27 protein-coding genes are annotated in these 26,420 nt (G+C 32.4%); 10 read left to right on the forward strand and 17 right to left on the reverse strand.

The window, feature by feature from the left end; all coding sequences use genetic code 11:
- Positions 1-3: 3 nt before the first annotated feature.
- From P3875_RS11405 to P3875_RS11415, 3 genes are all read left to right on the forward strand, one after another.
- Positions 4-954, forward strand: coding sequence for a glycosyltransferase family 2 protein (locus tag P3875_RS11405; protein WP_303444089.1), 951 nt, complete (start codon positions 4-6; stop codon positions 952-954).
- Entirely contained in the window at positions 947-2,488 is a 1,542-nt protein-coding gene (locus P3875_RS11410) for a glucosyltransferase domain-containing protein (protein WP_303444090.1), read from the forward strand. Before P3875_RS11405 ends, P3875_RS11410 begins: the two co-directional genes overlap by 8 nt.
- Before the next feature lie 70 nt (positions 2,489-2,558).
- Entirely contained in the window at positions 2,559-3,002 is a 444-nt protein-coding gene (locus P3875_RS11415; protein WP_303444091.1) for a hypothetical protein, read from the forward strand.
- Between the two features lie 163 nt (positions 3,003-3,165).
- On the opposite strand, the gene P3875_RS11420 is transcribed toward P3875_RS11415, so the two are convergent.
- Positions 3,166-4,014 (reverse strand): glycosyltransferase family 2 protein, encoded by an 849-nt coding sequence (locus P3875_RS11420; RefSeq protein ID WP_303444092.1) that lies wholly within the window; start codon positions 4,012-4,014, stop codon positions 3,166-3,168.
- 1 nt (position 4,015) lies between these two features.
- Entirely contained in the window at positions 4,016-4,537 is a 522-nt protein-coding gene (locus tag P3875_RS11425; RefSeq protein ID WP_303444093.1) for a methyltransferase, read from the reverse strand.
- Positions 4,538-4,612: 75 nt separating this feature from the next.
- On the opposite strand from P3875_RS11425, the gene P3875_RS11430 reads away from it, so the two are divergent.
- Entirely contained in the window at positions 4,613-6,073 is a 1,461-nt protein-coding gene (locus P3875_RS11430) for a lipopolysaccharide biosynthesis protein (RefSeq protein WP_303444094.1), read from the forward strand.
- A 110-nt stretch (positions 6,074-6,183) separates the two neighbouring features.
- Positions 6,184-7,182, forward strand: a complete 999-nt coding sequence (lpxD, locus tag P3875_RS11435; RefSeq protein ID WP_303444095.1) for a UDP-3-O-(3-hydroxymyristoyl)glucosamine N-acyltransferase — start codon at positions 6,184-6,186, stop codon at positions 7,180-7,182.
- Positions 7,183-7,249: 67 nt separating this feature from the next.
- On the opposite strand, the gene P3875_RS11440 is transcribed toward lpxD, so the two are convergent.
- Positions 7,250-8,638: a leucyl aminopeptidase family protein gene (locus P3875_RS11440; protein WP_303444096.1), complete on the reverse strand. Its 1,389-nt coding sequence runs from the start codon at positions 8,636-8,638 to the stop codon at positions 7,250-7,252.
- Between the two features lie 171 nt (positions 8,639-8,809).
- Between P3875_RS11440 and glsA the strand changes: the two genes are divergently transcribed.
- Positions 8,810-9,817 (forward strand): glutaminase A, encoded by a 1,008-nt coding sequence (gene glsA, locus P3875_RS11445; RefSeq protein WP_303444097.1) that lies wholly within the window; start codon positions 8,810-8,812, stop codon positions 9,815-9,817.
- Positions 9,818-9,888: 71 nt separating this feature from the next.
- On the opposite strand, the gene P3875_RS11450 is transcribed toward glsA, so the two are convergent.
- Together P3875_RS11450 and P3875_RS11455 are read right to left on the reverse strand one after the other, a co-directional pair.
- On the reverse strand, positions 9,889-10,626 hold the full coding sequence (locus P3875_RS11450; RefSeq protein WP_303444098.1) for an NERD domain-containing protein: 738 nt from the start codon (positions 10,624-10,626) through the stop codon (positions 9,889-9,891).
- 24 nt (positions 10,627-10,650) lie between these two features.
- The gene (locus P3875_RS11455) at positions 10,651-11,259 is read right to left on the reverse strand and encodes an alpha-ketoglutarate-dependent dioxygenase AlkB family protein (RefSeq protein ID WP_303444099.1); all 609 of its coding nucleotides are present in this window, start codon (positions 11,257-11,259) and stop codon (positions 10,651-10,653) included.
- A 58-nt stretch (positions 11,260-11,317) separates the two neighbouring features.
- Here P3875_RS11455 and P3875_RS11460 point away from each other — a divergent pair, with 58 nt between their 5' ends.
- Both P3875_RS11460 and P3875_RS11465 read left to right on the forward strand, forming a co-directional pair.
- Positions 11,318-11,710: a hypothetical protein gene (locus P3875_RS11460; RefSeq protein ID WP_303444100.1), complete on the forward strand. Its 393-nt coding sequence runs from the start codon at positions 11,318-11,320 to the stop codon at positions 11,708-11,710.
- A 53-nt stretch (positions 11,711-11,763) separates the two neighbouring features.
- Entirely contained in the window at positions 11,764-12,171 is a 408-nt protein-coding gene (locus P3875_RS11465) for a hypothetical protein (protein ID WP_303444101.1), read from the forward strand.
- Position 12,172: 1 nt separating this feature from the next.
- Here the strand turns inward: P3875_RS11465 and P3875_RS11470 are convergent, their stop codons facing one another.
- Together P3875_RS11470 and P3875_RS11475 are read right to left on the reverse strand one after the other, a co-directional pair.
- Positions 12,173-13,144: an XAC2610-related protein gene (locus P3875_RS11470; protein WP_303444102.1), complete on the reverse strand. Its 972-nt coding sequence runs from the start codon at positions 13,142-13,144 to the stop codon at positions 12,173-12,175.
- Positions 13,145-13,150: 6 nt separating this feature from the next.
- Positions 13,151-13,984 carry a hypothetical protein gene (locus tag P3875_RS11475; protein ID WP_303444103.1) on the reverse strand — a complete coding sequence of 278 codons (834 nt, stop codon included), beginning with the start codon at positions 13,982-13,984 and terminating at the stop codon, positions 13,151-13,153.
- 107 nt (positions 13,985-14,091) lie between these two features.
- Between P3875_RS11475 and gcvP the strand changes: the two genes are divergently transcribed.
- Positions 14,092-16,941 carry an aminomethyl-transferring glycine dehydrogenase gene (gene gcvP / locus P3875_RS11480; RefSeq protein ID WP_303444104.1) on the forward strand — a complete coding sequence of 950 codons (2,850 nt, stop codon included), beginning with the start codon at positions 14,092-14,094 and terminating at the stop codon, positions 16,939-16,941.
- A gap of 145 nt (positions 16,942-17,086) precedes the next feature.
- On the opposite strand, the gene P3875_RS11485 is transcribed toward gcvP, so the two are convergent.
- From P3875_RS11485 to P3875_RS11505, 5 genes are all read right to left on the reverse strand, one after another.
- Positions 17,087-17,614, reverse strand: a complete 528-nt coding sequence (locus P3875_RS11485) for a DUF1697 domain-containing protein (RefSeq protein ID WP_303444105.1) — start codon at positions 17,612-17,614, stop codon at positions 17,087-17,089.
- Between the two features lie 6 nt (positions 17,615-17,620).
- Positions 17,621-19,213, reverse strand: coding sequence for a glycoside hydrolase family 10 protein (locus P3875_RS11490; RefSeq protein WP_303444106.1), 1,593 nt, complete (start codon positions 19,211-19,213; stop codon positions 17,621-17,623).
- Positions 19,214-19,342: 129 nt separating this feature from the next.
- Positions 19,343-19,864, reverse strand: coding sequence for an SRPBCC family protein (locus P3875_RS11495; RefSeq protein ID WP_303444107.1), 522 nt, complete (start codon positions 19,862-19,864; stop codon positions 19,343-19,345).
- Positions 19,865-20,015: 151 nt separating this feature from the next.
- Positions 20,016-20,468, reverse strand: coding sequence for a DUF1801 domain-containing protein (locus P3875_RS11500; RefSeq protein WP_303444108.1), 453 nt, complete (start codon positions 20,466-20,468; stop codon positions 20,016-20,018).
- 22 nt (positions 20,469-20,490) lie between these two features.
- Positions 20,491-22,509: a M3 family metallopeptidase gene (locus P3875_RS11505; protein ID WP_303444109.1), complete on the reverse strand. Its 2,019-nt coding sequence runs from the start codon at positions 22,507-22,509 to the stop codon at positions 20,491-20,493.
- Positions 22,510-22,610: 101 nt separating this feature from the next.
- On the opposite strand from P3875_RS11505, the gene P3875_RS11510 reads away from it, so the two are divergent.
- Positions 22,611-23,513 carry a hypothetical protein gene (locus tag P3875_RS11510; protein WP_303444110.1) on the forward strand — a complete coding sequence of 301 codons (903 nt, stop codon included), beginning with the start codon at positions 22,611-22,613 and terminating at the stop codon, positions 23,511-23,513.
- A gap of 45 nt (positions 23,514-23,558) precedes the next feature.
- On the opposite strand, the gene purE is transcribed toward P3875_RS11510, so the two are convergent.
- From purE to P3875_RS11535, 5 genes are all read right to left on the reverse strand, one after another.
- Positions 23,559-24,038: a 5-(carboxyamino)imidazole ribonucleotide mutase gene (gene purE / locus P3875_RS11515; protein WP_303444111.1), complete on the reverse strand. Its 480-nt coding sequence runs from the start codon at positions 24,036-24,038 to the stop codon at positions 23,559-23,561.
- Positions 24,039-24,062: 24 nt separating this feature from the next.
- Positions 24,063-24,371: a type II toxin-antitoxin system RelE/ParE family toxin gene (locus tag P3875_RS11520; RefSeq protein WP_303444112.1), complete on the reverse strand. Its 309-nt coding sequence runs from the start codon at positions 24,369-24,371 to the stop codon at positions 24,063-24,065.
- Positions 24,353-24,595: a hypothetical protein gene (locus P3875_RS11525; protein WP_303444113.1), complete on the reverse strand. Its 243-nt coding sequence runs from the start codon at positions 24,593-24,595 to the stop codon at positions 24,353-24,355. Before P3875_RS11525 ends, P3875_RS11520 begins: the two co-directional genes overlap by 19 nt.
- Before the next feature lie 50 nt (positions 24,596-24,645).
- Positions 24,646-25,800, reverse strand: a complete 1,155-nt coding sequence (locus P3875_RS11530; protein ID WP_303444114.1) for a 5-(carboxyamino)imidazole ribonucleotide synthase — start codon at positions 25,798-25,800, stop codon at positions 24,646-24,648.
- Between the two features lie 61 nt (positions 25,801-25,861).
- Positions 25,862-26,407, reverse strand: a complete 546-nt coding sequence (locus tag P3875_RS11535) for a hypothetical protein (RefSeq protein ID WP_303444115.1) — start codon at positions 26,405-26,407, stop codon at positions 25,862-25,864.
- Positions 26,408-26,420 lie beyond the last annotated feature (13 nt).

The following is a 26,420-nucleotide window of genomic DNA, read 5'->3' on the forward strand; positions in this document are numbered from 1 at the left end:
CTTATGAAAGAAATTGCAATTATTGTTCCTGTTTATAACGAAGAATTAAGTATTCCGGTGTTTTTTAATGAATTTGTAAAATTTTCAAACAAATTACAAAACGTACATTACAAGGCAAATGTTTTGTTTGTGAACGATGGAAGCACCGATAGAACTGCTGAAGTTTTAACAGAATTTATTAACCAAACCCCTAACAGCAGCGCATTGTTTTTATCGCGTAATTTTGGTAAAGAGGCCGCTTTATTTGCTGGTTTAGAACATGCACAAAGCGATTTAATAATACCAATGGATGTTGATTTACAAGACCCCTTTGAGCTGATTTTTGAAATGATAAAAGCTTATGAACAAGGCGCCGATGTGGTTTTAGCACAACGAAGTAATCGTGCTTCGGATACTTTTTTAAAACGTTTATCGGCTCAGTGGTTTTACAAGTTAAACAATAAAATGTCTGCCCTGAAACTTCAGGAAAACGTAGGCGATTTTAGATTAATGACCAAGCAAGTAGTTGATGAAATTGTGCAACTGCAAGAAAACCAATTGTTTATGAAAGGTTTGATGAGTTGGGTTGGGTTTAAAACTACACAAATAACTTATACACGCCCAGCGCGTTTAAACGGTAAAACTAAATTTAATTATTTAAAATTGTGGAACTTAGCTGTTGAAGGTATTACATCGTTTTCAACATTACCATTAAAAGTTTGGACGTATTTTGGAACTTTCGTTGCCTTTGTTTCGTTTTTGTACGGTTTAAAAATTATTATAGAAAAACTGTTTTTCGGAATTGCAGCATCGGGATACGCATCGCTAATGGTTGCTATTTTGTTTTTTGGTGGGGTGCAATTAATTGGTATTGGCGTTTTAGGCGAATATTTAGGTAGAACGTATCTTGAAACCAAACGCCGCCCACGATATATTATTAAAAATCAAATTCAAAATAAAGAGAATAATGTTTAAAAATACTCTCATTCTAAAAAAAGTAAATCAATTTATAAACACCATTAAAAGCAATAAAACCTTTATTTTTTTAGTTGCGGCGGTTTGCTTGCTTTATTTGTTGCCTATTATTTTAGCAAATACTTTATATGTTGATGATTTAAACCGTATGGTTGAAGGCTATAACTGGGAGCACGACGGCCGTTTTGGCAGTTCGTTTGTAATGCATTTGCTAAGTTTTCAGCGCGAAATTGTTTTTAGTTTGTATCCGTTTTCAAACATTGTTAGCACTTTTATTTTAGCGTTATCGGGTTTTTTGTTCAGTTATGCTATTGGTGTACGCAATAAAACCCAGTTATTTGTTGGTAGTTTGCTTTTAACTACTTGTCCGTTTGTTTTAGAAATTTTAATTTATAGGTTCGATTGCATTCCAATTAGCTTGTCTTTTCTATGTGTTGTAGTGCCATTTTTGTTTTATCAACATAAAAAAACATTCTTCATTACATCTGTTTTTGCATTGCTTTTAAGTTTGAGTTTTTATCAAACCACAGCACTATCGTATTGTATTATTTTATGCTTTTTTTTAATTAAAGATGTTTGGACAAATCAGTTCAAGTCGTTTTTTTATAAAGGTATTTTAGCTTTTATTGCCTTTGTTTTAGGCTTTTTAGGATACCAATTTATAGTGAAACTTTTAAAAATGGAATTGTTGAAAGATGGCAGGGGAAGTTTTGTTTTTAAAGATGAAAATTTGCGAATGGTTTTTGAAGATCGCTTTAACGGTTTAAAAGAATTAGTAGGTGCTTTAATAAACACAAGTTATCAATATACCTTGTATTTTTTGCTGCTTTTTGCTGTAATTGCCTTGTTTTTTTATGCTAAAACAAATTATAAAAAGCACTTAAACCGCATGTTGCCAGTAAAAATTTTAATTACAACGGCACTTTTAGGTAGTATTTTACTATTTGTTGCGGGTATAAATATGGTAGTTTACGAACCGCGATGGGTACCACGTGGTATGATTGGGTGGGCATTTGCCATGTATGCTTTTTATTTTTTAATTGTAATAAATAAAGCATCGGTTTTAAAAAACATTTGGTTGGTAACTGCTTTTACACCTTTAATTTATTATTCGTTTTTGATATCATCGCAATTAGGTATGTATATTAAAAACCAAGACGATTTTTCTGATTTTATTATCAATATGGTGTCGCCTAAATTAATTGCGTACGAAAATGTAAAAGTAACCGAACACAAACGCATTAAATTAGTAATAAAAGGCACCATAAAAAAGGCACACCGAAACAATACGGTTAATAACAATACAATGCCTATTGTTAATAAATTAGCACCTGTTTACGAAAATAAAGATTGGGGTTGGGGTATTATTAGAATGAATAAATTTAACAACATTGCCAGCGAATATATTGGCGGTGCTAAACGCGAAGAAATTATTGCAAATAGGAACAGTTACCCAATTATCGACAGAAATATTTATTATACCCTTCGCCTTAAAAACGATGTAGCTATTATTGATTTTGATAATGAAGATTAACACTTTTTTTTGATTGTGTTAAAAAGTTTGTTATATTTAAAAGATAATTTATTAAATAAACTGATTGATAATGAAAAAAATAATCGTAATTATGATGCTTATGGTGGGGGCCGTAAGTATGGCGCAAGAAAAAAGTAATTCATCTTTTGAAAACTCTAAAGATTACCAAGAGTTGTTAAGTTTTTACAAAAAAACAATGGAATCGGGCAAACAATTGGAAATTGATTTATTACAAAAAGAATATCTAAACAAATTCGGTCAAAACAATTTTAAAGAAATGAATGATTCTGGTTTGTCAATGGGTGAATGGTTGGAAATAAATCTAAAAAAAACAAATTTTAAATCGATTGAAGAAGCAAGCTCTTTTATTGAAAAAATTGCTAATTTAGATGCAGAACTTAAAGAACAACGAAGTTATATTTTACCCATTTTTTCAAGATTAAGTAAAGAAGTTGGAACTGCTAAATTATTTAAAAAAATTAGTGAAGATTTAAAAACCGAAATTGAACTATAAACAAAATAGGCTGTCCGAAAAGACAGCCTATTTGTCATTTCGCACTTGATGCGAAATCGCATACTTTTGATTTATAAAGTATTATGAGAAGCTGAATCAAGTTCAGCTTGACAAGCAGACCTTTTTCTGACAGCCTCTTTTTTTTATGAATTAAAACAGTTGTTTAAAACAATTTTTCTTTTATTTTTTTCCAACGGTATTTACGTATAAATTGTGCTTGTTCGGGTGTTACTAATAAAGTAGTTTTGCTTTGTTTTGCTTTAAAATAACCTACTAAATAATCAATAAAAAGCAATGGTTTTTGCTTGCGTAAAGCTAATTTTAAGCTTGCAACAGCAGTAATTAAAAAACCGTAACCTAATCTGTAAAATGCTTGGCCTTGTTTATAACGCGCAGCTTTGTTGTAAGTTGCACCGGTTGGTTTTAAATGTTTTACTTTTAAATCGGGTAGCGTAATTATTTGCCATTGGTAGTATTTACACAATAATTCGTCAACCGTATCCCAACCCATAGCTTTTTTTAAGCCACCAATTTGTTTAAAACACGCTTTGCGGTAAGCTTTAAAAGCCCCGCGAATATGGTCTTTATCGGTTAAATTTTCTAAAATCCACTCGCCATTTTGTTCAATATACGCAAAACCACCCACCATACCAATTTGGACGTTTTGGTTAAAAGTTTCAATAATTCGTTCAAAATAATTGGTAGGTAAAATTAAATCGGCGTCTAATTTTACTATAATATCGTAATTATCGTCAATTGTTTCAAATCCTCTATAAAAAGCGTTAATAACTTTGCTTCCGGGTAAATGTTTGTTTTCAGATTTATTAAAAACTTGTGTAATAAAAGGGTGTTTTTCTTCAAAAACACTTACAATTTCAGCAGTTTTATCGGTAGAATTATCATTAACTACCACAATTTTATTAGGTACAACGGTTTGTTGCACCAATGATTGTAAAGTTTGTGCAATAAAAGCTTCTTCGTTATAAGTGGGTATAATGCAATAAACGTTCATGTTATATTTTTTCGGCTAAAATCATGTAATAGCGCGGGGTGAATTTGCGCAAAAATGGTCTAATACCAATTTTGTTTACTGTATGTGCCCATTTTTTACGTGCTGTAATTTTATAACCGCATTTTTCAATCAGCCAATCTAATTGCCAATCTTCAAATTCGTGGTAATGTCTATCGCGCATATCAGTTTTACTGCGATAAGCAGTAGAAAACCATAAACGCAACGGTACCGAAATTACAATTTTATTTGCTTTACAATTCTTTAGTACGGTGTAAGGATTTAGCAAATGTTCAAAAATTTCGAATGCGGTTAATACATTGTAATTGTTATTTATTAGTGCCGTTTGGTCGTTGTCTAAATCTTCGCCATTGGTGTTTTGTACGTTAAAACCTTCGTTTTTCATTAAAGTACTCAAAGGGTTTTGTTCGCCTAAATCTAAAATGGTATCATTTGTAGAAAGATGTTCTTTTAAAAAATCTATTGTAATTTTAAAACGCTTTTTTGGATAGGTTTTTTCGTACATAACTAAAAATTTAGATTGGTAAAAGTAATTAAAATCAATTTAAAGATTAACGATTATATTTGTAAAAAATCTACAATGAACAACCGTTTTTCTAGCAAACAGGCTTTATGGTTTACGCTAATAAATTATTTTGGCGTGCTAATTGGCACGGTTTCTACATTGTTTATTTACCCCAATAATAAAGATTTACTAGGAATTATTGGTTATATTGATGCTTTTGCACAAATTGTATATCCAATTATGGTGTTGGGTGCATCAACAGCTTTGTTAAACTTTCAACCTAAATTAAATAGCTTTTTACAACGAAAATTGTTTACTTACAGCATTTTTTCGGTGTTTTTTATGATTGGTGTTTGTGCTATGGGTGTGTTTTTACTTTATTATTTTAGTGCATTAACCAACAAACAATACTTTATTTACGGCTTTTTTATTGCTATTTGCTTGGCTTTTATAGATTTGTTTAAAAGGCAAGCTACTAATTTACAAAAGCTTTCGGTTCCTACTTTTTTCGAAAAAATTATACCTAAAATTAGTTTGCCATTCATGTTTGTGCTGGTTTTGTATTTTGGTGTTTCTCCTACAAACGGCTATGTTTTTTATACGCTTAGCTTTTTTGCCATTTTATTGGCAGTTTGTATGTATTTGTTTAGATATTTTAAACCGATTTACACATTGCAATTTGTCGATTTATTTCAAGAAATCTCTAAAAAAAGTTATTATCAATACAGTTTATACGCATTTACAGCAAGTTTAGGATCGTTTTTTGCGTTTAGGATTGATGCTTTTATGATTCCCGAATTCATTTCAAATGCTGCTAACGGCGATTTTAAACTAGGTGTAAATTTGGCAAATGCGTTAATGATTCCTGCTACCGGAGTTTTTGCGTTATACAGTCCGTTTATTTCGCAATCGTTAAAAAATAACGATTTTACAGTTTTAAAAGTTAAATATATAAACGTTGCCAAAAACCTTTTTTTTATAGGTATTTTAATGTACGGATGTGTGCTTTTAGGTATGCACGACTTTTTTAATTTATTGCCAACGGGTCAAAAATTACTACCTGTTTTACCTATTTTATATATTTTAGGTGGTAATGTGGTTTTAAATATGGCAACTAGTTTTAATACCGAAATTATTGCGTATTCTGTTTTTTACCGTTTTAATTTAATTGCCATTTTAAGTTTAGCACTAATTAATATAGGTTTAAATTATTATGTTTTAACACAAACAAGTTATGGAGTGGTAGGTGTTGCATGGGCATCTTTTTTTGCAATGTTTGTGTTTAATTTAGTGAAGTTAATTTTTATCTATTTAAAATTTAATATGTTGCCAATAGATAAAGTTTATATAAAAACGGTGCTAACTAGCCTTGTTTTTTTGTTGATTGCGTATTTTGTGCCCAATCATTTTTTAGGCGCCTATACTTTTGTACTTAAATGCAGTTTTTTTGTACTTGCCTTTTCAGCATTTATTTATGTAAAAGGATGGGTGCCCGAATTGAATAACATGCTTTTAAAAGTTAGAAAATTATTTTAAATATTATTCATTTTCATTTACTTACGTTTGATATGTTTATAATATTGGCAAATTAAAATAGGATTTTTAAACTAATTATAGTTTATTTGATGTTTAAATTGAAAATTACAATGAAAACATACACTATTTTTGAAATTAACGATATTTTAAAGGGAACCATTATAGGTACAACTTCAAACAATATTACTTCAACCGAAGAACTTACTCGAGCTAAATCGTCGGATATTTCGTTTATAGGTAATAAAAAATACGAAAAATTATGGGCAACTTCACAGGCAAGTGTTGCAGTTGTAAATAAAGATATTTCAATTGAACCTGGTGAAAACCGCGCTTTTATTAAAGTTGATAATGCCGATTTAGCCATGAGTCAAGTTTTAGAACTTTTTGCATCACCAATGCCCGAATTTGCTGTAGATATTCACCCAACCGCTGTGATTGATGCTTCTGCAAAAATTGGTAACGGAGTTAAAATTGGGGCAGGTTGCTACGTTGGTCCACGTACCGAAATTGGCGATGCTACTATTTTATATCCTAATGTAACTGTTTTAGACGATTGTATAATTGGTAAGCAAACCGTACTTTGGAGTGGCGTTGTAGTACGCGAACGCAGTAAAATTGGGCATCAATGTATAGTACATCCCAATGCAACTATTGGTGCCGATGGTTTTGGATTTCGCCCTTGCGCAGAACGCGGCCTAGTTAAAATACCTCAAATTGGCGATGTAGTTATAGGCAATCAAGTTGAAATTGGTGCAAATGCGTGTGTAGATCGTGGTAAATTTAGTTCAACCATAATTGGCGACGGCTGTAAAATTGATAATTTGGTTCAGATTGGGCATAACAGTGAATTAGGAATGTTTTGTATTATGGCCGGAAACAGCGGTTTGGCCGGATCGGTTAAATTGGGTAATGGCGTAATGATTGGTGGAAGTGCATCAATTAAAGACCATACTACTATTGGCGACCGCGCAGTTATTGGCGCAGGCTCTGGGGTTACAGGCGATGTTGAAGCTGGTAAAACTATGTTGGGTTATCCAGCGTTAGAAGCACGCGATACTTTAAAACAGTGGGCTATTATGAAACGTTTGCTTAACGAAAGTAAAAAATAGTAAAACGTTTAAAGTAAATAAAAAAAGCCGTTATCAACTTCGATAACGGCTTTTGGTTATAAGAAAACTATTTATAGTTTAATAAAAATTCATGTAAAGCGCGAACTCCAGTTCCGGTACCGCCATTGCCTTTATAGTTTTCTGGGGCACTTGTAAAAGCAGGCCCGGCAATATCAATGTGTACAAACGGTGCTTTTGCAAAATGTTCTAAAAATTTACCAGCTGTAATGGTTCCGGCGGTGCTTCCACCAATATTTTTTAAATCGGCACAAGTCGATTTTAATTGTTCTTTATAATCGTCCCACAAAGGTAATTGCACCATACGTTCGTAAACTTTTTCGCCCGCATTTAATAAAGCAGTGTTTACGTTGTTAGAAGCATTACTCATTAAACAAGCGGCACGTGTACCAACTGCAACCAAAGCTGCACCTGTTAATGTAGCTGCGTTAATAATTAATTCGGGGTTGTATTTAGTAGCGTAGCTAATTGCATCGGCTAAAATCATACGGCCTTCAGCATCGGTGTTTAATACTTCAACTGTTGTTCCATCCATCATAGTAATAATGTCACCAGGAGCGTACGCATCGCCACCCGGACGGTTATCAGTTGCAGGAATCAATCCAATAACATGAATGTTTAATTTGTTTAATGCAACCGCATAAACGGTAGCTGCCATCATTGCCGCGCCACCCATGTCTGATTTCATTAAATCCATTGAGTTTGGTGTAGGTTTTAACGATAAACCACCGGTATCATACACAACACCTTTACCTACTAAAACAATGGGTTTTTCGTTAATTGGGTTTGCGGGTTTGTATTCCATAACCGTAAAGGTTGGTGGCTGTATAGACCCTTTGTTAACGGCAAGTAAACCACCCATTTTTAAGGCTTCAATTTCGGGTTTACGGAAAACTTCTACATGAAAATGTGCTTCGTCGCCAATTTCTTGAATTTCTTTAGCTAATTGGTTGGCTGTTAGGTACGAATTAGGTTCGTTTACCATATCGCGTGCCCAAAATACAGCTTTAATTACGTTGTTCATTTTGTTGATTTCTTCGCTAGAAATCTCACCCAACATAAAAATAGCTTCTAAGATATATTCACGTTCATCGGCATCTTTAAAATATTTTAAAAATTGATAGTTTGATAAAGCCAAACCTTCGGCCAAAGCCAAAGTAGTTTCGCCATTACCTACAATTGTAATTTCGGTTGCTTTTTTATCTAATTTTTGACGGATATTAAACCCTGCCACACGCATTTTTTCTAAGTTGGTTTCTTCTTTTACAAAAAAGTAAAATTGATTGCCGACTTTTATAAAATCTTCTTTGGTTTCTGCTAATTGAAAGGTTTTAAAAGCCTGGCTAACGTAATCAGGTGTTTGATTATTTAAAGTGGTTTGCCCGTTTACTATAAAAACAAAGGCGTTTCCTTTTAATTCGTGGGTTAATTGTAACATTGTTTGTTTTTTTATTGAAGTTCAAAAGTACGAAATAGCTTTTTCTTTTTTTAACGATTAATATTTTTTTCAAATAAAATAAACAGTAATGTGATTTTTGAATAATTTTAAAAACGAATTATTCAACCAAAAATAAACTTCTATCTTTGAAATATTCTAAAAAAGTACATTATGCAAAAGCAATTTAAATTTATAACTTTTTTTATAGTACTTGTGGTTGGGTTACAAATTGTAACTGCACAAAAACACGACAAGCTTTTTAAAATTAACGAAAAAGTTTTACAAGATATTTTTAACCAAAACAAACATTTTGCTACACAAGGAAAAGTTGCCGACTATATTCCCGAATTAGGTAAAATGAATGCCGATGCGATTGCTTTTTCTGTGGTTGATACTAACGGAAAAGTTTTTAGCGTAGGCGATACCAACAAGAAATTTACCATGCAAAGTATTTCTAAAATTATTGCTTTAATGGTAGCAGTTCAGGAAAACGGTGAAGAGGCTGTTTTTAAAAATATGGGGTATTTTGGATCAGACAAACCGTTTAATCATTTTGGAAATTTAGAAATAACGGGTAAACCATTAAACCCAATGATGAATGCCGGAGCTATTTTAACGGTTTCTATGATTAAAGGCGATGGCGAAATGGCTTTTCAAAAGGTTTTAAAAATGGTTCAGTTTATTACCAAAAACAACAACATTAACTATAACAATGCTGTTTATTTGTCTGAAAAAGAAACCGGACATCGCAACCGAGGCATGTTTTACATTATGAAAAACAGCGGATTGATTACGGGCGAAGAAAATCAGTTAGACAATTATTTTAAACAATGTTCTATTGAAGTTACTGCCGAAGATTTGGCTAAAATTGGTTACTTTTTTGCGAATGAATGTGTGCGATTTGATGGCGATACCACTTTTAAAAATTCCGATTTATCAAAATTGATACAATCGCAAATGTTGGTTGCTGGTATGTATGAATTTAGTGGCGAATATGCACGCACAATAGGTTTACCTAGTAAATCGGGCGTTGGTGGCGGAATTACCGTAAGTGTTCCTGGCAAAATGGGAATTGGTGTTTTTAGTGCACCTTTAGATAGTCACGGAAATTCGGTTGCGGGTTACCAAATGATTTTAGATTTTTCGAAAAGATTTCATTTGAATATTTTTCAACCTTAAACATAAATTTACCACAAATGCACGGATGTTTTTTCAAACCACTTGGAAACATAGATTTTAAAAGTCTTGAATTAAATATTTCTAATAAATCTGCATTTTGGATAAGAAGTGCAACCAAGAAAAAATCCAAATTTTCCTTTTCGTTTGATCAAATCACTACCACAACTTGGGCATTTATTATTTGCAATAGTGTTTTCACGATGATTAATCCTTTGTTTAATTGATTTTATGTGTTGACTTTTGTCATATGAGTCAATTATATTAGATGAGTTGATTTTTTGCGAAATTTTTTCTTTCTCTGTTTCTGTAAGATTTACTTCGGAATATTTTTTTATTGTTCTTAAGAGTTGACTTGAATTAATTACATCTTGAGAAGTATTTAATTTAATGTCAGCGTTGTTTGAAAAAACAATTATTGAATAGTACTTTAAATGTGGATAATCAACAAGACATTCTTTTAACGCTTTTATATGACCGAAATTTTGTAGCAAAGGATTGTAAAACTTCTTTCTATACTTGAATATTATTTGAGTCCAAAATTCTGATTTTTCACTACCTACAATCCATCCTTTAAAATTCTTTGTTTCAATAACGAAAATTCCGAAGTTGGAAATTACAACATGATCAATTTGTGATGTTACTTTATCATTTTTGATGACAACATTGTTAATTACTTTATACTTTGTGCTATCTAAAAAATATAATATTGAAGATACAGTCTTTTCTCCAATTGCTCCCTTGATCCTTGCTTTGTAAAATACCCAGAAGAATGCCGATAAAATAATTAATACTAGAATAAAAAGTTCCATTATTACTCTGTATAAAATTCAATATTAAAACTTCATCTGTCTAAAAGTCAAACTAATTCTTGGTTCGGTTACTTTTTTTGTGGGAGCAATTCGGTGCAGCCAATTTTTTTGTGTTTCGCCTTTCATTTCAATTACCGAACCACTTGGTAAATTAAAGTGTTTTTTTTCGGCAGTTTGTTTGTGTTTAAAATCAAAACGGCGTTGCGCACCCAAACTTAAACAAGCAATTGAACCATTTTCTACCAAATCTTTTTCGCCATCGCTGTGCCAAGCCATGCCTTCTTCGCCGCTGTGGTACAAATTCAATAAGCAAGAATTGTACATGCTATCTGTGTATAATTCAATTAACTGTTTCAGTGCCAACAATTCTTCAATCCAAGGTGTTGCAATGCGGGTAACGCCTGAATAGGTATAAGAAAAATCTTTAGATCCGTACCAAGCCACTTTGCGTTTAGTTGTAATTTCTTTTCCGTATATGATTGATTTGTCGTTGTACCATTCAATTTTCTGCATCATTGCATCAAAAAAATGAGAGCTTTCATTGGTATCTAACAAAACACCGTGATAAATAAGTTCACCACCGTAAGGCAATAAATTATCATCAACAATTATATCGTTGGTAAATAAATCCATAAACATGTTTTTACAAAGATACTTGTTTTGTACATTTATAGTAATTAAATAAAATAACATGAAAAGTTTATTTTTAGCAAGTGCGATATGTGTTTTATCGGCTTGTTCATCAGATGATAAATTTGAAAAACCTGCTATTTTAGGCGAATGGCAAATGACTGCTTTTTTGGCATTTATACCAGAATTGCCCGAAATTGAAAAAGGTTCGGTTGTTTGGAAAGTTAATACCAATACAATTGAAATGACGAATAACAGTTCGCATGCATTTGTTAGCAATGTGGGTACATTTAATTACCAATGGGTAACTTCAAAAATTATTAAAGTTAATTATACCCAAACTTATATTTATTATAAAGTTGAATTAAAGGAAGGTGCTTTATTTTTAACCCAAACTGTTGAACCAGGAAATGTAGAAATTTCTGATCCTATTATTTTAAAGTTTGAAAGGTAAAACGACAATCAACGTCATTTTAAAGTTGCATTTTTGAATAAAAATAAATGATTATGATTACTTATTTAAGACACAAAGCCGAGTTGTTACGTTTAGAAAGCGAATTAGTTGAATGTAAGATTCAAAAAAGTATTTGGATGGAAATAAACGATACCGAAACGCAATTTTTTTATCAAACCAAAATAAATGAATGTGCTTTTAAAAAAGAAAATTACCTAAATAATTTGTTGGTTTTATTAACAAAAACCGAAATTACCCAACAAAACATACAAGAAATTAAATGTTGTTACCAATTAATAGAACAACATAGTAAAAGCCATTACAGCTTGCTTTTTAAAGCGCATTTAAATAAAACAATTGAAAATTATCAAAAAAAATACGGCGATTTATTGCTGAAAAATCAGTTTAAAAAAGCTGTAGAAATTGAAAAAATTATTTCAAATTTAGAAAGTGCGGCTTAGGTTAATTTAGTTGTACATTGCTTAGTTTGTTCCATTTTATGTTGTTAAATGCACCTGTTATTTTCTTGATTTTGTTAAGATGATGTGTTTTGGTGCCGTCTTTTACTACAATGCCTTTTTCTGAAACAATATAAGTTGTGTTACCGTTTTTAAACGATACGGTTTGGTTGGTTTTATTGTAGGTAAAATCAGCATCTATAAACAATTCTACCACATTTTTGGCGTTGGTAAAAACATAGCCTAAATGTTCGTTACCATAAATTGACATAAGGTGCATTTTTTTACCGTTTTCAAAAATAATGGTAAATTCTGGTTTGTTTTCTGTGGGAAATTCTTTGTAAGTGCTTTCTGTCATTTTGCCATTTACACGTTTTTTAATAGAATAATCAACAAAAACACCCGAGTAACTTTCTTCTATTATTTCAATAGGAATAACCTGATTTTTTTCTACCACATAAGTTGAATATTGGTGCCAACAACAACCGCTTTTTGTCATGGTGCTTAATTGTTTCTTTTCGGTATCAACTGTGAACATTCCGCAGTAATTTGAACCTAATTCGGTAAAACTTTCGTTGTAAACAAAACTGTTTTTAGTTGCCAAATAAATTGCGAACGATGGGCCACCGTAGCAACTGTAATATCCCGTACGCAAAGCAATATCTTTTGTTCCATCAAAATTAAAATCTTCAAAAATTAAAATGCTTTGTTCGCCATAAGGTATTTGTTTTATGTTCGATTTAATTTTTGAACCTTCTAAATCGGCATCTGAATAAAACGCAGGTGCAGAAAAAATTAACTTGTTATTGTTTTTTAGATAGATTTTAAGCAAACAATTGGTTTCTACTTCAGAATTTTCGTTAGTAGTATCAATAATTTTAGCAAAGTAGCTGTCAGAGAAATTGGTTAACTCATACGATGTTTGAGCGTTAATAAAAAGAGGAAATAACAGTAAAACGAGTATAATTTTTTTCATTTTTTTCTAAAAATAATTGAATAAAACAATTAACAAAAACCATAAAACAGGCACACTTTCTACCCAAAAAAGTGTATAGTATTTTGATCTGTTAGGATGTGCAAAATAAGTAAATCCACCCATTACAAAAATCAAAATTAAATTTATAAACCACTGGTTGCCATAGTAATTTACTTTTAAAAATTCTAAAAAGTAAAAAGGTATAAACAACAAGGCTATAAAATATTTGGTTTTTAAAACACCAATGGTTTGCGGAACTGTTTTAAGGCGAATATCGTCGTATTTTAAATCGTTAATTTCAAAAATTAAAATAAGAATCAACGTTAAAATAAAACGCTGTAAAAATTTAAAAACTACATCGTTTTCAATACTTAAATTAGCATTTACAATTGGCAATAATGTGGTTACACCTGCCCAACATAACGATACAATGTAAATTTTAATACCTGCAAGATTGCGTAAATTAGTTTTAGCTTTTGCAATAGGAAAAACATATAATACACACAAAAAACCAAAAAATAGTGTGAGTAATTGCGCTTTGATACTTAAAAATAAAAAGCTAATACCAGCAATTATAAGGCTAATAAAACTTACCCAAACAATGCTTTTTAAAAATAAAGTTAGCTTTTTTTTACTTGAAATAAGTGGTGCATATTTAATAAAATTATAACTAAATACAGTACCAAAAAAAACCATAAAAGTTACCGGAGTGTTAAAAGGTAAATAACAAAAATAAAAAGTCATTTGTACTAAAGCGGTAGTGGCTAAAGCAACATGTAAACTAGCTTGTAAGTACCAGTTAAAAAGGTTAATAACAGTTTTGGAGTGAAGCTGTTGCATAACTTATTACGTGTCAAAAACTTTATTTGTGTAAGCCGTAAAATTAATCAAATATTAGTTGTATTTTTGCATACTTTAAACACAACTAATAATTTTATTACTAGCAGATGAAGACAAATGCTTTTGCTTTGAGACACATTGGCCCCAGAGCAACCGACTTACAACACATGTTTAACACCGTGGGTGTAAAAGATATGGATCAATTGTTATATGAAACATTTCCAGACAAAATTCGTTTAGAAAAAGATATCGTTTTAGATCCAGCTATGACAGAATACGATTATTTAGCACATGCAACAGCATTAGGTGCCGAAAATAAAGTATTTAAATCTATGATTGGTTTAGGATATAACGAAGCAATTGTTCCGGCTGTAATTCAAAGAAATATTTTCGAAAATCCAGGCTGGTACACAGCTTATACTCCTTATCAGGCAGAAATTGCACAAGGTCGTTTAGAAGCTTTATTAAACTTTCAAACTACGGTAATTGAATTATCGGGTATGGAAATTGCTAACGCTTCGTTGTTAGACGAGTCTACAGCTGCTGCCGAAGCAATGGCTTTATTGTTCGATGTTCGTACAAGAGATCAAAAAAAGAACAATGCCAATAAATTATTTGTTTCTGAAGAAATTTTACCTCAAACACTTTCGGTTTTATTAACACGATCTACTCCAATTGGTATTGAAGTTGTTGTTGGTAACCACGAAACATTTGGTTTTTCTGATGATTTCTTCGCTGCTATTTTACAATATCCAGGTAAATATGGGCAAGTTCATAACTACGAAGATTTTATTAACCAAGCACACTCAAAAGATATTAAAGTTGCAGTAGCTGCCGATATTTTATCGTTAGCTCGTTTAAAATCACCGGGCGAAATGGGTGCCGATGTTGTAGTTGGTAGCACACAACGTTTTGGTATTCCGTTAGGTTTTGGTGGTCCACACGCTGGTTTCTTCGCAACTAAAGAAGAATATAAACGTTCTATGCCAGGGCGTATCATTGGTGTTTCACAAGATACAAACGGCAACCGTGCGTTGCGTATGGCTTTACAAACACGTGAGCAACATATTAAACGCGAAAAAGCAACTTCAAACATTTGTACAGCGCAAGTTTTATTAGCAGTTATGGCTGGTATGTATGCTGTTTATCACGGTCCGCAAGGTTTACGTCGTATTGCAAACGAAACGCACGCTAAAGCAGTTACTATTGAAAACGAATTAACAAAATTAGGTTTTGAGCAAGTAAATAATGCTTATTTTGATACCATTTTGGTTAAAGCCGACGCTGCTAAAGTAAAAGCTGTTGCCGAAGCTAAAGAATTTAACTTTTATTACGTTGATGCAAATACAGTATCAATTTCTGTAAACGAAACAATTTCTTTTAACGATATCAATACAGTAGTTGGTATTTTTGCTGAGGTTGCAGGTAAATCTTTTGAAACAGTAACCGAATTATCGCAAGAAGCATTAGTTCCTGTAAGTTTAGAACGTACATCTACCTTTTTAGAACATGATGTTTTCAATACGTATCATTCAGAATCGCAATTAATGCGTTACATTAAAAAGTTAGAGCGTAAAGATTTAGCTTTAAACCACTCTATGATTTCGTTAGGTTCTTGTACCATGAAATTAAACGCAGCAGCAGAAATGTTGCCGTTAAGTAACCCTAATTGGAATAATATTCACCCATTTGCACCAGCAGAACAAACCCAAGGGTATTTAAAAATGTTGCATAAGTTAGAGCAGCAATTAAATGTAATTACAGGTTTTGCAGGTACTACCTTACAACCAAACTCGGGCGCGCAAGGTGAATATGCTGGTTTAATGGTTATACGTGCGTATCATGAATCACGTGGCGAAGGTCATAGAAATATTGCTTTAATTCCTGCATCGGCACACGGTACAAATCCTGCATCGGCTGCAATGGCTGGTATGAAAGTAGTTGTTACTAAAACTACCGAAGAAGGTAATATTGATGTTGAAGATTTACGTGCAAAAGCAGAATTACACAAAGATAATTTATCATGTGTAATGATTACTTACCCATCAACTCACGGGGTGTACGAATCATCTATTATCGAAATCACAAACTTAATCCACGAAAACGGTGGACAAGTATATATGGACGGTGCTAACATGAACGCACAAGTTGGTTTAACAAACCCAGCACGTATTGGTGCCGATGTTTGTCACTTAAACTTACACAAAACTTTTGCAATTCCACATGGTGGTGGTGGTCCAGGTGTTGGTCCAATTTGTGTGGCGCAACATTTAGTAGAATTTTTACCAACAAACCCTGTAATTAAAGTAGGTGGAGATAACGCTATTACAGCTATTTCGGCAGCACCTTATGGTTCGGCATTGGTTTGTTTAATTTCGTACGGATACATTTGTATGTTGGGTGCCGATGGTTTAAAACAATCTACCATGACAGCTATTTTAAACGCAAACTATATGAAAGCGCGTTTACAAGAAGGGTATGAAGTGTTATACTCTGGTGAATGTGGTCGTGCAGCACACGAAATGATTATTGATTGCCGTATGTTTAAAGCAAAAGGTATTGAAGTTACCGATATTGCAAAACGTTTAATGGACTACGGTTTCCATGCACCTACGGTATCGTTCCCAGTTGCAGGTACGTTAATGATTGAACCAACCGAAAGTGAAGATTTAGCAGAATTAGATCGTTTTTGCGATGCAATGCTATCAATTCGTAAAGAAATTGAAGCTGTTACTGCTGAAGATTCGAACAATGTGCTTAAAAATGCACCACATACTTTGGCTATGTTAACTGCACAAACTTGGGAATTACCTTATTCTCGTGAAAAAGCAGCTTATCCGTTAGAGTATGTTGCAGAAAACAAATTCTGGCCAAGTGTACGTCGTGTTGATGATGCATATGGTGATAGAAACCTTGTTTGTTCTTGTGCACCTATTGAAGCGTATATGGAAGCATAATTGCTTTTTATTCATAATCTAAAAACTCCCGAAGAATTTCGGGAGTTTTTTTGTTTTGTATGTGGCTTCGAGTACCTCAGGGAACTCGTGTTACAGGTGGCTGAGGTTCTCTAAGCCACCTATTTAAAATTATAAATAAGAATACCTAAACCATTGCTACTAATTTATTAAGCGTATTTAAATTACGACCTGTAGCTGTGGTGTGTAGTTTGCGTTCAAAAAAGTTGTTGTTAAGTTTAGATTGCCCCATACCTTCAACCAAATAAAAATACAAAACGTTGTTAATAATAACTACTTTATCGTTGCTCCAATTTGTTTGTTCAATTTGTAAAAGGGCATCGGTGGTAAGGGTATCTTTTAAAAAAGTAATAAATACTTTGTTGCCAGGTGCACTTTCGGGGAATGGGTTGTTTTGCAATGCTTGTTTAATTTGGGCAGTAGTTAAACAAAAAATAGCAATTTGTAATTGAAATTCGGTATAGATTAATTGGTTTATAGTTTCTTGAATTTGTGGGGCAGTTAAATTACTTTGCAAAACAATATTGCCGCTTTGTATGTAAGTAGTTACGTTTGTAAAACCTGTTTTGGTTAAGGCATCTTTTAACAAAGCCATTTTAATAATGTTTTTGCCCGATACATTTACGCCTTTTAAAAGTACAATATATTGTTCCATAAACACTTATATTTTTTTAACAACCGCTTGGCTTTCGTTTCCTAATCGGTCAATTGCTTTTAAAACCAAAGTAGTACAGTTTTCGTTGTTTTTTATGAGCGGTACTGTTGCGTTTGTTTGTTGTTTAGGATAAATATCGTAATGCCACGTATTACCATATTTGCTGTACAACACCCATTGAAAAACATTGTTGCTGTTTGTAGTGCTCCATTGAGCTACAACATTGTTGCTTATATGTTGCAGTTGTAAATTTGGGGTATTTAAAGGTGTACTTTTTAACCACGGACACATTGGTATGATGGCTTTTTGTTTGTATGGTCCGTTTTTTAGGGCAGTAGTCATTTCGCTATTATTTGTAAGCCCAGCTACACTGTAATGTATAGCGCCTAAGTTGTTTTTATTTAAAACGTTTTGAGCAATTTTAAGTTGATTTACAATTTCGGTAGCTTTATTAGGTACATTCACTTCAACAGTGTTTAAACCTGGCCATAAATGTCGGTTTAATGTATTTTCGCTTTGCCACCATTCTAATAAATCCTGAAAATTTTGTCTTTTTGAATTGATAGGCCAATACAATTGAGGAGAAAAATAATCAATCCAGCCTTTGTTAAGCCACAATTTAGCATCGGCAAATAACTCATCAAATTGAGATGAACCAACCACACCAGCAGGGTAGCCCGATTTCCAAATACCAAACGGACTTATACCGAATTTTACATAAGGTTTTGTTTGTTTGATTTCTTTATTGATGCGCTCAATAAATTTATTAACGTGATCTCTGCGCCAATCGGCTTTAGAAAGCGTTCCGTTGTTGTTTTTGTAATTGTTCCACGATTCGTAATCGGGAAAATCGGCACCACCGTTGTACGATGGATAAGGGTAAAAATAATCATCAAAATGCACGCCGTCAATATCGTAACGCGAAACAATATCTTTAACAACATCTGAAACATGGTTTTGAGTTTTACTACTAGCAGGATCAAACCAATACATTCCGTTTTTAAGTTTTACAATGTTGCTTGGCGATTTGCGCACCATAGATTCGCTATTAACGCTGCCCGCGCTTAAATGATGTGCTCTGTAAGGATTTAACCAAACATGCAATTCCATACCGCGTTTGTGTGCCTCATCTATCCAAAACTCTAAAGGGTCGTAAAAAGGCACGGGGCATTTGCCAGTTTCGCCCGTTAAATAGCATGACCAAGGTTCTAAACTACTTTTATAAAGCGCATCGGCAGACGGACGCACTTGGAAAATTACCGCGTTAAAGTTAGCGTTGTGTAATAAATCTAAAATTTTAAGTGCTTCTTGTTTTTGGTCTTCGGTGGAAAGGTTTTTTCTGCTGGGCCAATTAATATTAGCAACAGTTGCTACCCAAGCCGCACGAAATTCGCGGTTTATTTCGGGTAGATTTAAATTTAGATTGTTTGTATTTGTTTGGTTGCTGCTTGGTTGTGAAGGAAACGGAGTTGAATTGCTCTCGGATTTTTTTACTACCGTTACTTTTGCAGGTTTGTGGTATTGTTGCCCTACGCATGATACAAGCGAAAAAGAAAAAAATACCGCAAAAACCAAATATTTATAATTGTTTAATTTCATATTGCTTTACTAATGCTACAAAATTAAAAAGTTATAAGTGTTTGTGTGTGTTTTTTACATTATTTTATAATTTTAACTAATAAAAAAGCCTGTAATTTTTAATTTACAGACTTTTGTTTGGTAACAAGTTTATTGTTTTTCTAAAACTTCTTTAAGGTTTGCGGTTCCTTTTTCAAAGTCTTTATTCATATTGTAAAACAAATTCATAATGTTAAAAGGGTAGGGCATTTCGCCATCAACCACCCAAGTAACTTTTGTTTGGTTATCAGAAATTGCTTCGGTTGTAAAAAACGATTTAGCTGGTTCTGCATTATCCATTAAAAACAAATCAATAGCAACACGGCTGCCTTCGGTAATTTTAGTAATAACTTGGGCACCGTTGCCTACTTCTTCGCTTGTCCAACTGTATTTAAAACCTTCGGTACCGTCAACGCCTTCAGAAGTAGATTTTATATTTGGATCCATATCAAACCACACCCCAAAATTTTCTTGGTTTTTAATTAGTTTTACGTAGTTAAAAACATCTTGGTTGGGTTTGTTTATTACAGCCGAACCTTCGGCATGAAACGTTTTTGGTAAAAAGGCTGCAACTGCTAGTGCCAAGGCAACAATACCTAAAACACTAAAAAATAAGTATTTTAAAAATTTCATAGTATCAATTATTTAGTAAATAAATTAGCTTACTCGCAAGTGCCGTTAAAATTTAAATAAGCATGTATTTTCGCCATTATTTGTATTTTTAATGTTAATGCTTTAAATATAGTTAATTTTTTAAATTAGTTATATGTTTTTGTGTGTATTATTACTTTTTTAAATTGCTTTGGTAAATGTTTACATATTCACTTACCGAAATTTTTTGCATAAGTTGTGCGATTAATTCAAACGGAATATCGTCTGTTTTTTTAAATCGAATGCAACTTTTACCCATATCTAATTTGCGTTTGCTGTATTTAGGATATTCACTAACAAACCAATGGTACACATTAGGCATCATGTAAATACCCATGTGATACAATGCAATATGACTTTTTTGCGATGCTAGATTTACAAAAGGTAAAGGCAATTCGGGCGTGCAATGATATCCTGCCGGGAAAATACTTTTAGGCACCACAAAACCTATGTTGTTGTAAATAAAATACTCTTGAAACTCTTTTGGAATGTTGTTTTTAACGGTTTCGTATAATTTTGTGAACGCTTCTTTTCTGTCTGGTGTTAACTGATCTAAATATTCTTGAACGGTGGTGGGTGTTGTCATAAATTCTACTTATAATGTTAATTTAAATTAATCCGGCACGTTTTAAAAGTGCATTTGGCGATGGTTCTTGTCCACGGAAATTTTTATAAAGCGTCATAGGATGATCGGTGCCACCTTGCGATAGAATATGATTTTTAAACTTAGTAGCGATTTCTTTGTTAAAAATTCCGTTTTGTTCAAAATAATCAAAAGCATCGGCATCTAAAACCTCGGCCCATTTGTATGAATAATAGCCAGCGGCGTATCCACCAGCAAAAATGTGCGAAAAAGCGGTGCTCATGGCATTTTCTGCAACATCGGGATACAGTTTTGTGCTTTCAAATTCTTGATTTTCAAATTCTTTTAAACTGTCTATGCTTTCAGGGTTTTTTGTATGCCAAGCCATGTCTAACAAACCAAAACTTAATTGACGTAACGTAGCCATTCCTTCTAAAAAGTTAGCACTTTCTTTAATTTTATCAATATAAACTTGTGGAATGGTTTCGCCTGTTTCATAATGTTTGGCGAACAAAGCCAATGTTTCAGGTTGATACACCCAGTTTTCCATTATTTGACTAGGAAGTTCTACAAAATCCCAGTAAACCGATGTGCCCGATAACGATGGGTAAGTTGTATTTGCCAACATGCCGTGTAACGCATGACCAAATTCGTGAAACAACGTTGTTACTTCGTTAAATGTTAGTAACGATGGTTTTGATGAAGTAGGAGGGGTGAAGTTACAAACTATTGAAACATGTGGGCGTTCGTTAACTCCGTTTTTAATCCATTGCGATTTAAAAGATGTCATCCATGCGCCATTGCGTTTTCCCTTTCGTGGAAAGAAATCGGTATAAAAAAGGGCAATTTTTTCGCCACTTTCATTCTTAACTTCAAAAGTTTGCACATCGTTGTGGTAGGTATCTACTGTAAAAACTTCGTTAAAATGCAAACCAAACAATTTTTCTGCAACGGTAAACGCACCATTTAACACATTTTCTAGTTTAAAGTAAGGTTTTAGGGCTTCATCGTCTAAATTAAAACGTTCTTGTTTTAGTTTTTCGCTGTAATAACTACCGTCCCATTTTTCTAAACTGTCAATTCCATCTAATTTTTGTGCGTAAACTGTCAATTCATCAAACTCATTTTGTGCAGCAGGTTTGGCTTTTATCAATAAATCGTTTAAAAAAGTCAATACTTTTTCTGGATTTTGCGCCATACGTTCTTCTAACACAAAAGCAGCGTGGTTTTTATAACCCAATAATTGTGCACGTTGGTTGCGTAGTGTTACAATTTTTAAAACAATAGCTTCGTTATTAAAATTGTTTTTTTGAAACCCTTTTTTACCATTAGCAATAGTAATTTCTTTTCGTAATTCTCGGTTTTTAGCGTAGGTAACAAATGGTAAATAACTTGGATAATCTAAAGTGAAAATCCAGCCTTGTTTTTCTTGTTGCTCTGCTAAGTTTTTGGCAGCTTCAACAACACCTTCGGGTAATCCGGCTAAATCTTCTTCGTTGGTTATGTGCAGTTGATATGCGTTGGTTTCGGCTAAAATATTTTCATTAAATTGTAATGAAAGTACCGATAATTGCGCATCAATTTGGCGTAAATTTTCTTTTTGCTCATCATTTAACAATGCACCATTGCGTGCAAAACCTTTGTACGTTTTATTTAACAACGTGTTTTGTTCGGTAGTTAAGGTTGATTTGTCTGCTGTATCAAACACTTGTTTAACACGTTTAAATAAATCAGGATTTAGCGAAATATCGTTACCAAAAGCCGATAGTTTTGGAGCAACAACTTGGGCTATTTTTTGTAATTCTTCGTTGGTTTCGGCCGAATTTAAGTTAAAAAAGATGTTCGAAATACGGTCTAATTGCATACCCGAAAAAGCCATGGCTTCAATTGTATTTTCAAAAGTAGGAGTGTTACTATTTGTAATAATTTGTTGAATTTCTGCTTTTGCTTGTTTAATAGCTTCATCAAAAGCAGGTTCGTAATTATCGGTTTTTATTTGTGAAAACGGAGCTGTATCGAAATTTGTTAATAAAATATTTTCCATTGAATCGTTTAAAATTAAACCTTAAAAGTAAGGATAATATCGTTAAAGAAGTATTAAAGCAAATTGAAAATTTAGTATATTAGATTGGTAAAAAGATATCTATGGAAGTTAATGTACAAGAAATATCAAAAAAATATAATATTTCAGAAGAAGATTCGATATTAAAAATTAACACAATGTTAAATTCGTCAAGTTTTGAAAGTAATAAACAAAAGTTAAAGTGTATTAATGATTTACTTTTAAAAATACGATTGTTAGATGAGTTGAATAATAGACATACTCATTCGAAATATTTTGTAGATAAAGTTTTTATAAATATAAGAAGCTTAATTACTCTTTTAGATAATACTAATGATAGAATTTACGACTTTAATACTATCGTAAGTATTATTAGAAATATTCTAGAATCAATTGTTTATTTTGATAATATTTTTACAGAAAGTAGTTCTGAAGAGGAAGCTGATTTTAATTACATTATATTTGAATATCAGTACTTTAAAGATCAAAAAATGAAATTTAAAAAAGAGAGTGAATTTTATTTAGAATATAAAGAGAAAGAAGATGAATATATGATGAAGATGAGAATGCATGTTTTACAGAACATCCCTTTGCAAGCCATTGATAAAAAAAATTTATGTTTAGTTAAAAATGGGAGTATAATAAGTAAAACAATGACGGACTATATAATAGATTTTGTTCGTAAAGGGAATAGATTTAGATTAAGTGAAGGATTTTTTATAAATCTCTATAAACATTTGAGTGGTGAAGCTCATAACTCAAAAAATGTAATTGATTATTTTCGATATAGCATACCAGAAGAAAGAGAAATACAAATAGCTAATCAACTTGAAATTCTATTAAATATATTAGATTGTTTTACTTTGTCAATTTTTAAATATTACAAGATTAATTTATCATCTGAGAAAAATCAGGATGTATATCTTTATGTAAATTTTCTTAAAGATGTTAATAATCTTAAATTAAAAAACAACAAAGTTTTTTGAAACCTTGCAGCAATAAAAAGAGCAACTTTTCAGTCGCTCTTTTTATTATTTTAAACCTTCGGCTGCTTTTAAAACCGCTTCTTTCAAACCTAATTTATAATCAATCATTTTTTGAAGTAAATCTACATTTTGACTTGCTAAAATTTGTACAGCCAACAATCCTGCGTTTTTAGCTCCGTTTAAAGCAACCGTTGCTACAGGAACACCGCCTGGCATTTGCAGTATTGATAAAACCGAATCCCAACCGTCAATAGAATTACTCGACTTTACTGGAACACCAATTACAGGTAATGGACTCATACTTGCTACCATTCCTGGTAAATGTGCCGCACCACCAGCACCTGCAATAATTACATTGATGCCGTTTTTATGTGCGCTGTTAGAAAAATCGACTAATTTTTCTGGTGTTCTGTGTGCCGATACAATATCAACATGTGTTTCTACTCCAAATTCGTTTAATATATCTATGGCTTGTTGCATTACCGGCATATCCGAAATGCTGCCCATTACTACTGCTACTTTCATTTTTTGTTTATATATTTTTAGTATTTATGAGATGTAATCAAATTCAGTTTCTTTTTCATCTCTTCTTGTATCCCAAACAGATAAAATTATTAGTTCGGTTGTCGTAAATTCGTAAAAAATCAAATAATCTCGTACAATGGTTATCCTTATGGAACTATCTTTCGAAGCTCTTCCTATTTCATGATGTGTACAGAGTAGTTTTATCGTTTCGGAAAATAATTTATTAAGCTTTTTTGAATATGTTTTTGACTTGGTTTTATTATACCAATAAGTCAGTATTTCTATTCTTTCTAAATGAGCAGTTTTTGTCCAAACTATTCTTCTTTTAGCCATTGGTCAATTTCTTTATCAGCTTCTTCATTAGTAATATAATCACCTTTTTTATATTCCTTTCTTGCTTCTGCAACTCGATTTTTTTGCTCAGAAGATAACTCATACAAGTTCTCTTCTAGTTCAAAATCTAAAAGTTTTTTAATTTCCTTAATTACACGAATTTCTTTTAATTCGGTAATTCTGTTGATTATATCTAGCTTTAGTTGTAATTCTGAAGTGCTCATTTTAAAGAAATTTACATTAAAGTTAATAAAAAAATCTAATAAAAATAATACTACTTCGAAATCACTCTAATGGTTTCTTTAACTTGTTGAGCTACTTTACGCGCTTCGGTCATGTTTTCGTTTACAATAGTAACATGTCCCATTTTGCGGAACGGACGTGTTTCGCGTTTTCCGTAAATATGCGGAGTAACACCATCAATCGCCATGATTTTTTCGATATTTTCATAAACTACTTGCCCCGAAAATCCTTCTTCGCCTACTAAATTCACCATAATTCCGGCAACCTTACTGTCGGTATTTCCTAAAGGTAAATCTAAAACAGCGCGAATGTGTTGTTCAAATTGTGAGGTGTAACTCGCTTCGATAGAATAATGACCCGAATTGTGCGGACGTGGAGCAACTTCGTTCACTAAAATTTTATCATCTTCGGTTTGAAACATTTCTACAGCCAACAAACCCACGTGATTAAAACTTTCTGAAACTTTTAAGGCAATTTCACGCGCGTTGTTTGCAACATTATCATCGATACGAGCCGGACAAATTACATATTCAACCTGATTGGCTTCTGGGTGAAACTCCATTTCTACCACAGGATAGGTTTTGATTTCGCCCGATGCCGAACGTGCTACAATTACCGCTAATTCATTTTTAAATGGAATCATTGTTTCTGCAATACATTCGGTTTCTGGTAACAAATCAAAATCGGTTACTTTACGAACCACTTTAACACCGTTCCCATCGTAACCACCTTCGGTTGCTTTCCAAACAAAAGGCAATTCAACAACACCGTTTTCAACATCGCTTTTTAAGTTTTGCAATAAACTATAGCGTTTGTAGGGTGCTGTAGGAATATTATTTTGGGTATAAAAGTCTTTTTGGTTGCCTTTATTTTTAATTAAGCGTAAGGTTTTTGGCGAAGGATATACTTTTTTACCTTGATTTTCTAAGGTTTCTAAAGCTTCTAAATTTACATTTTCAATTTCAATAGTTAAAACATCTACCTGATTTCCTAAATTAATCACGGTTTCGTAATCGGTTAACGAACCTTGAAAAAATTTAGTAGCACCAAATTGGCAAGGCGCTTCGGCACTTGGGTCTACTACATACGTTTGAATATCAAACTTTCGGGTTTCGGTTAGCATCATTTTGCCTAATTGTCCGCCACCTAAAATGCCTAATTTAAAATCAGAAGAAAAATAGTTCATTGTATTGTTGTTTTTATGGCTGCAAAGATACTGTTTCATACAACATTAAAAAAATGTAAAATCATGATTTTTGTTTGTGAAGCAGTTTTAAAATTTTTCTACCACGACTTAAAAACGATGGTTCTTGTAAAAGCAAGTTTTGTTCAATAAGTGCAATTAAATGGTCTTTAATCCAGATTTCTTCATCTACCAAAAAATAAAGTATATTTATTGCATTTACACGTGTTGCAACTGCCGAAGGCAATATAATCCAATCGAACATTGTTTGTATAATTTGCTTTTTTTGTGACTTATCATATATGTTTTTGTTGTTTTTTAGTTGGTGGAAAAGCGTACGCGATACACACCTTTTATTAGATTCATGTGTTTCATTTAAAGCTTTTTGTAAATACAAATCTAAAGCGGTATTTAAATAATCAATATGGCGTTCTACCAACATGTCTAAGGCATGATACAATACAATTTTTTGTTTAGCATCTACACTGTAAATTACTTCTAAAAAATCTTTAGCGGTAATATGTTCATTCAAAACATAATTCATAGCCAGCGTTCTGCTGTTGATACTTAAATTATGCTTATTGTTTGAAAAATAGGTAATTACATTCATATAAAATTATTAA

Origin of the sequence: Myroides sp. JBRI-B21084, from assembly GCF_030545015.1 — a bacterium.
GTDB lineage: Bacteria > Bacteroidota > Bacteroidia > Flavobacteriales > Flavobacteriaceae > Flavobacterium.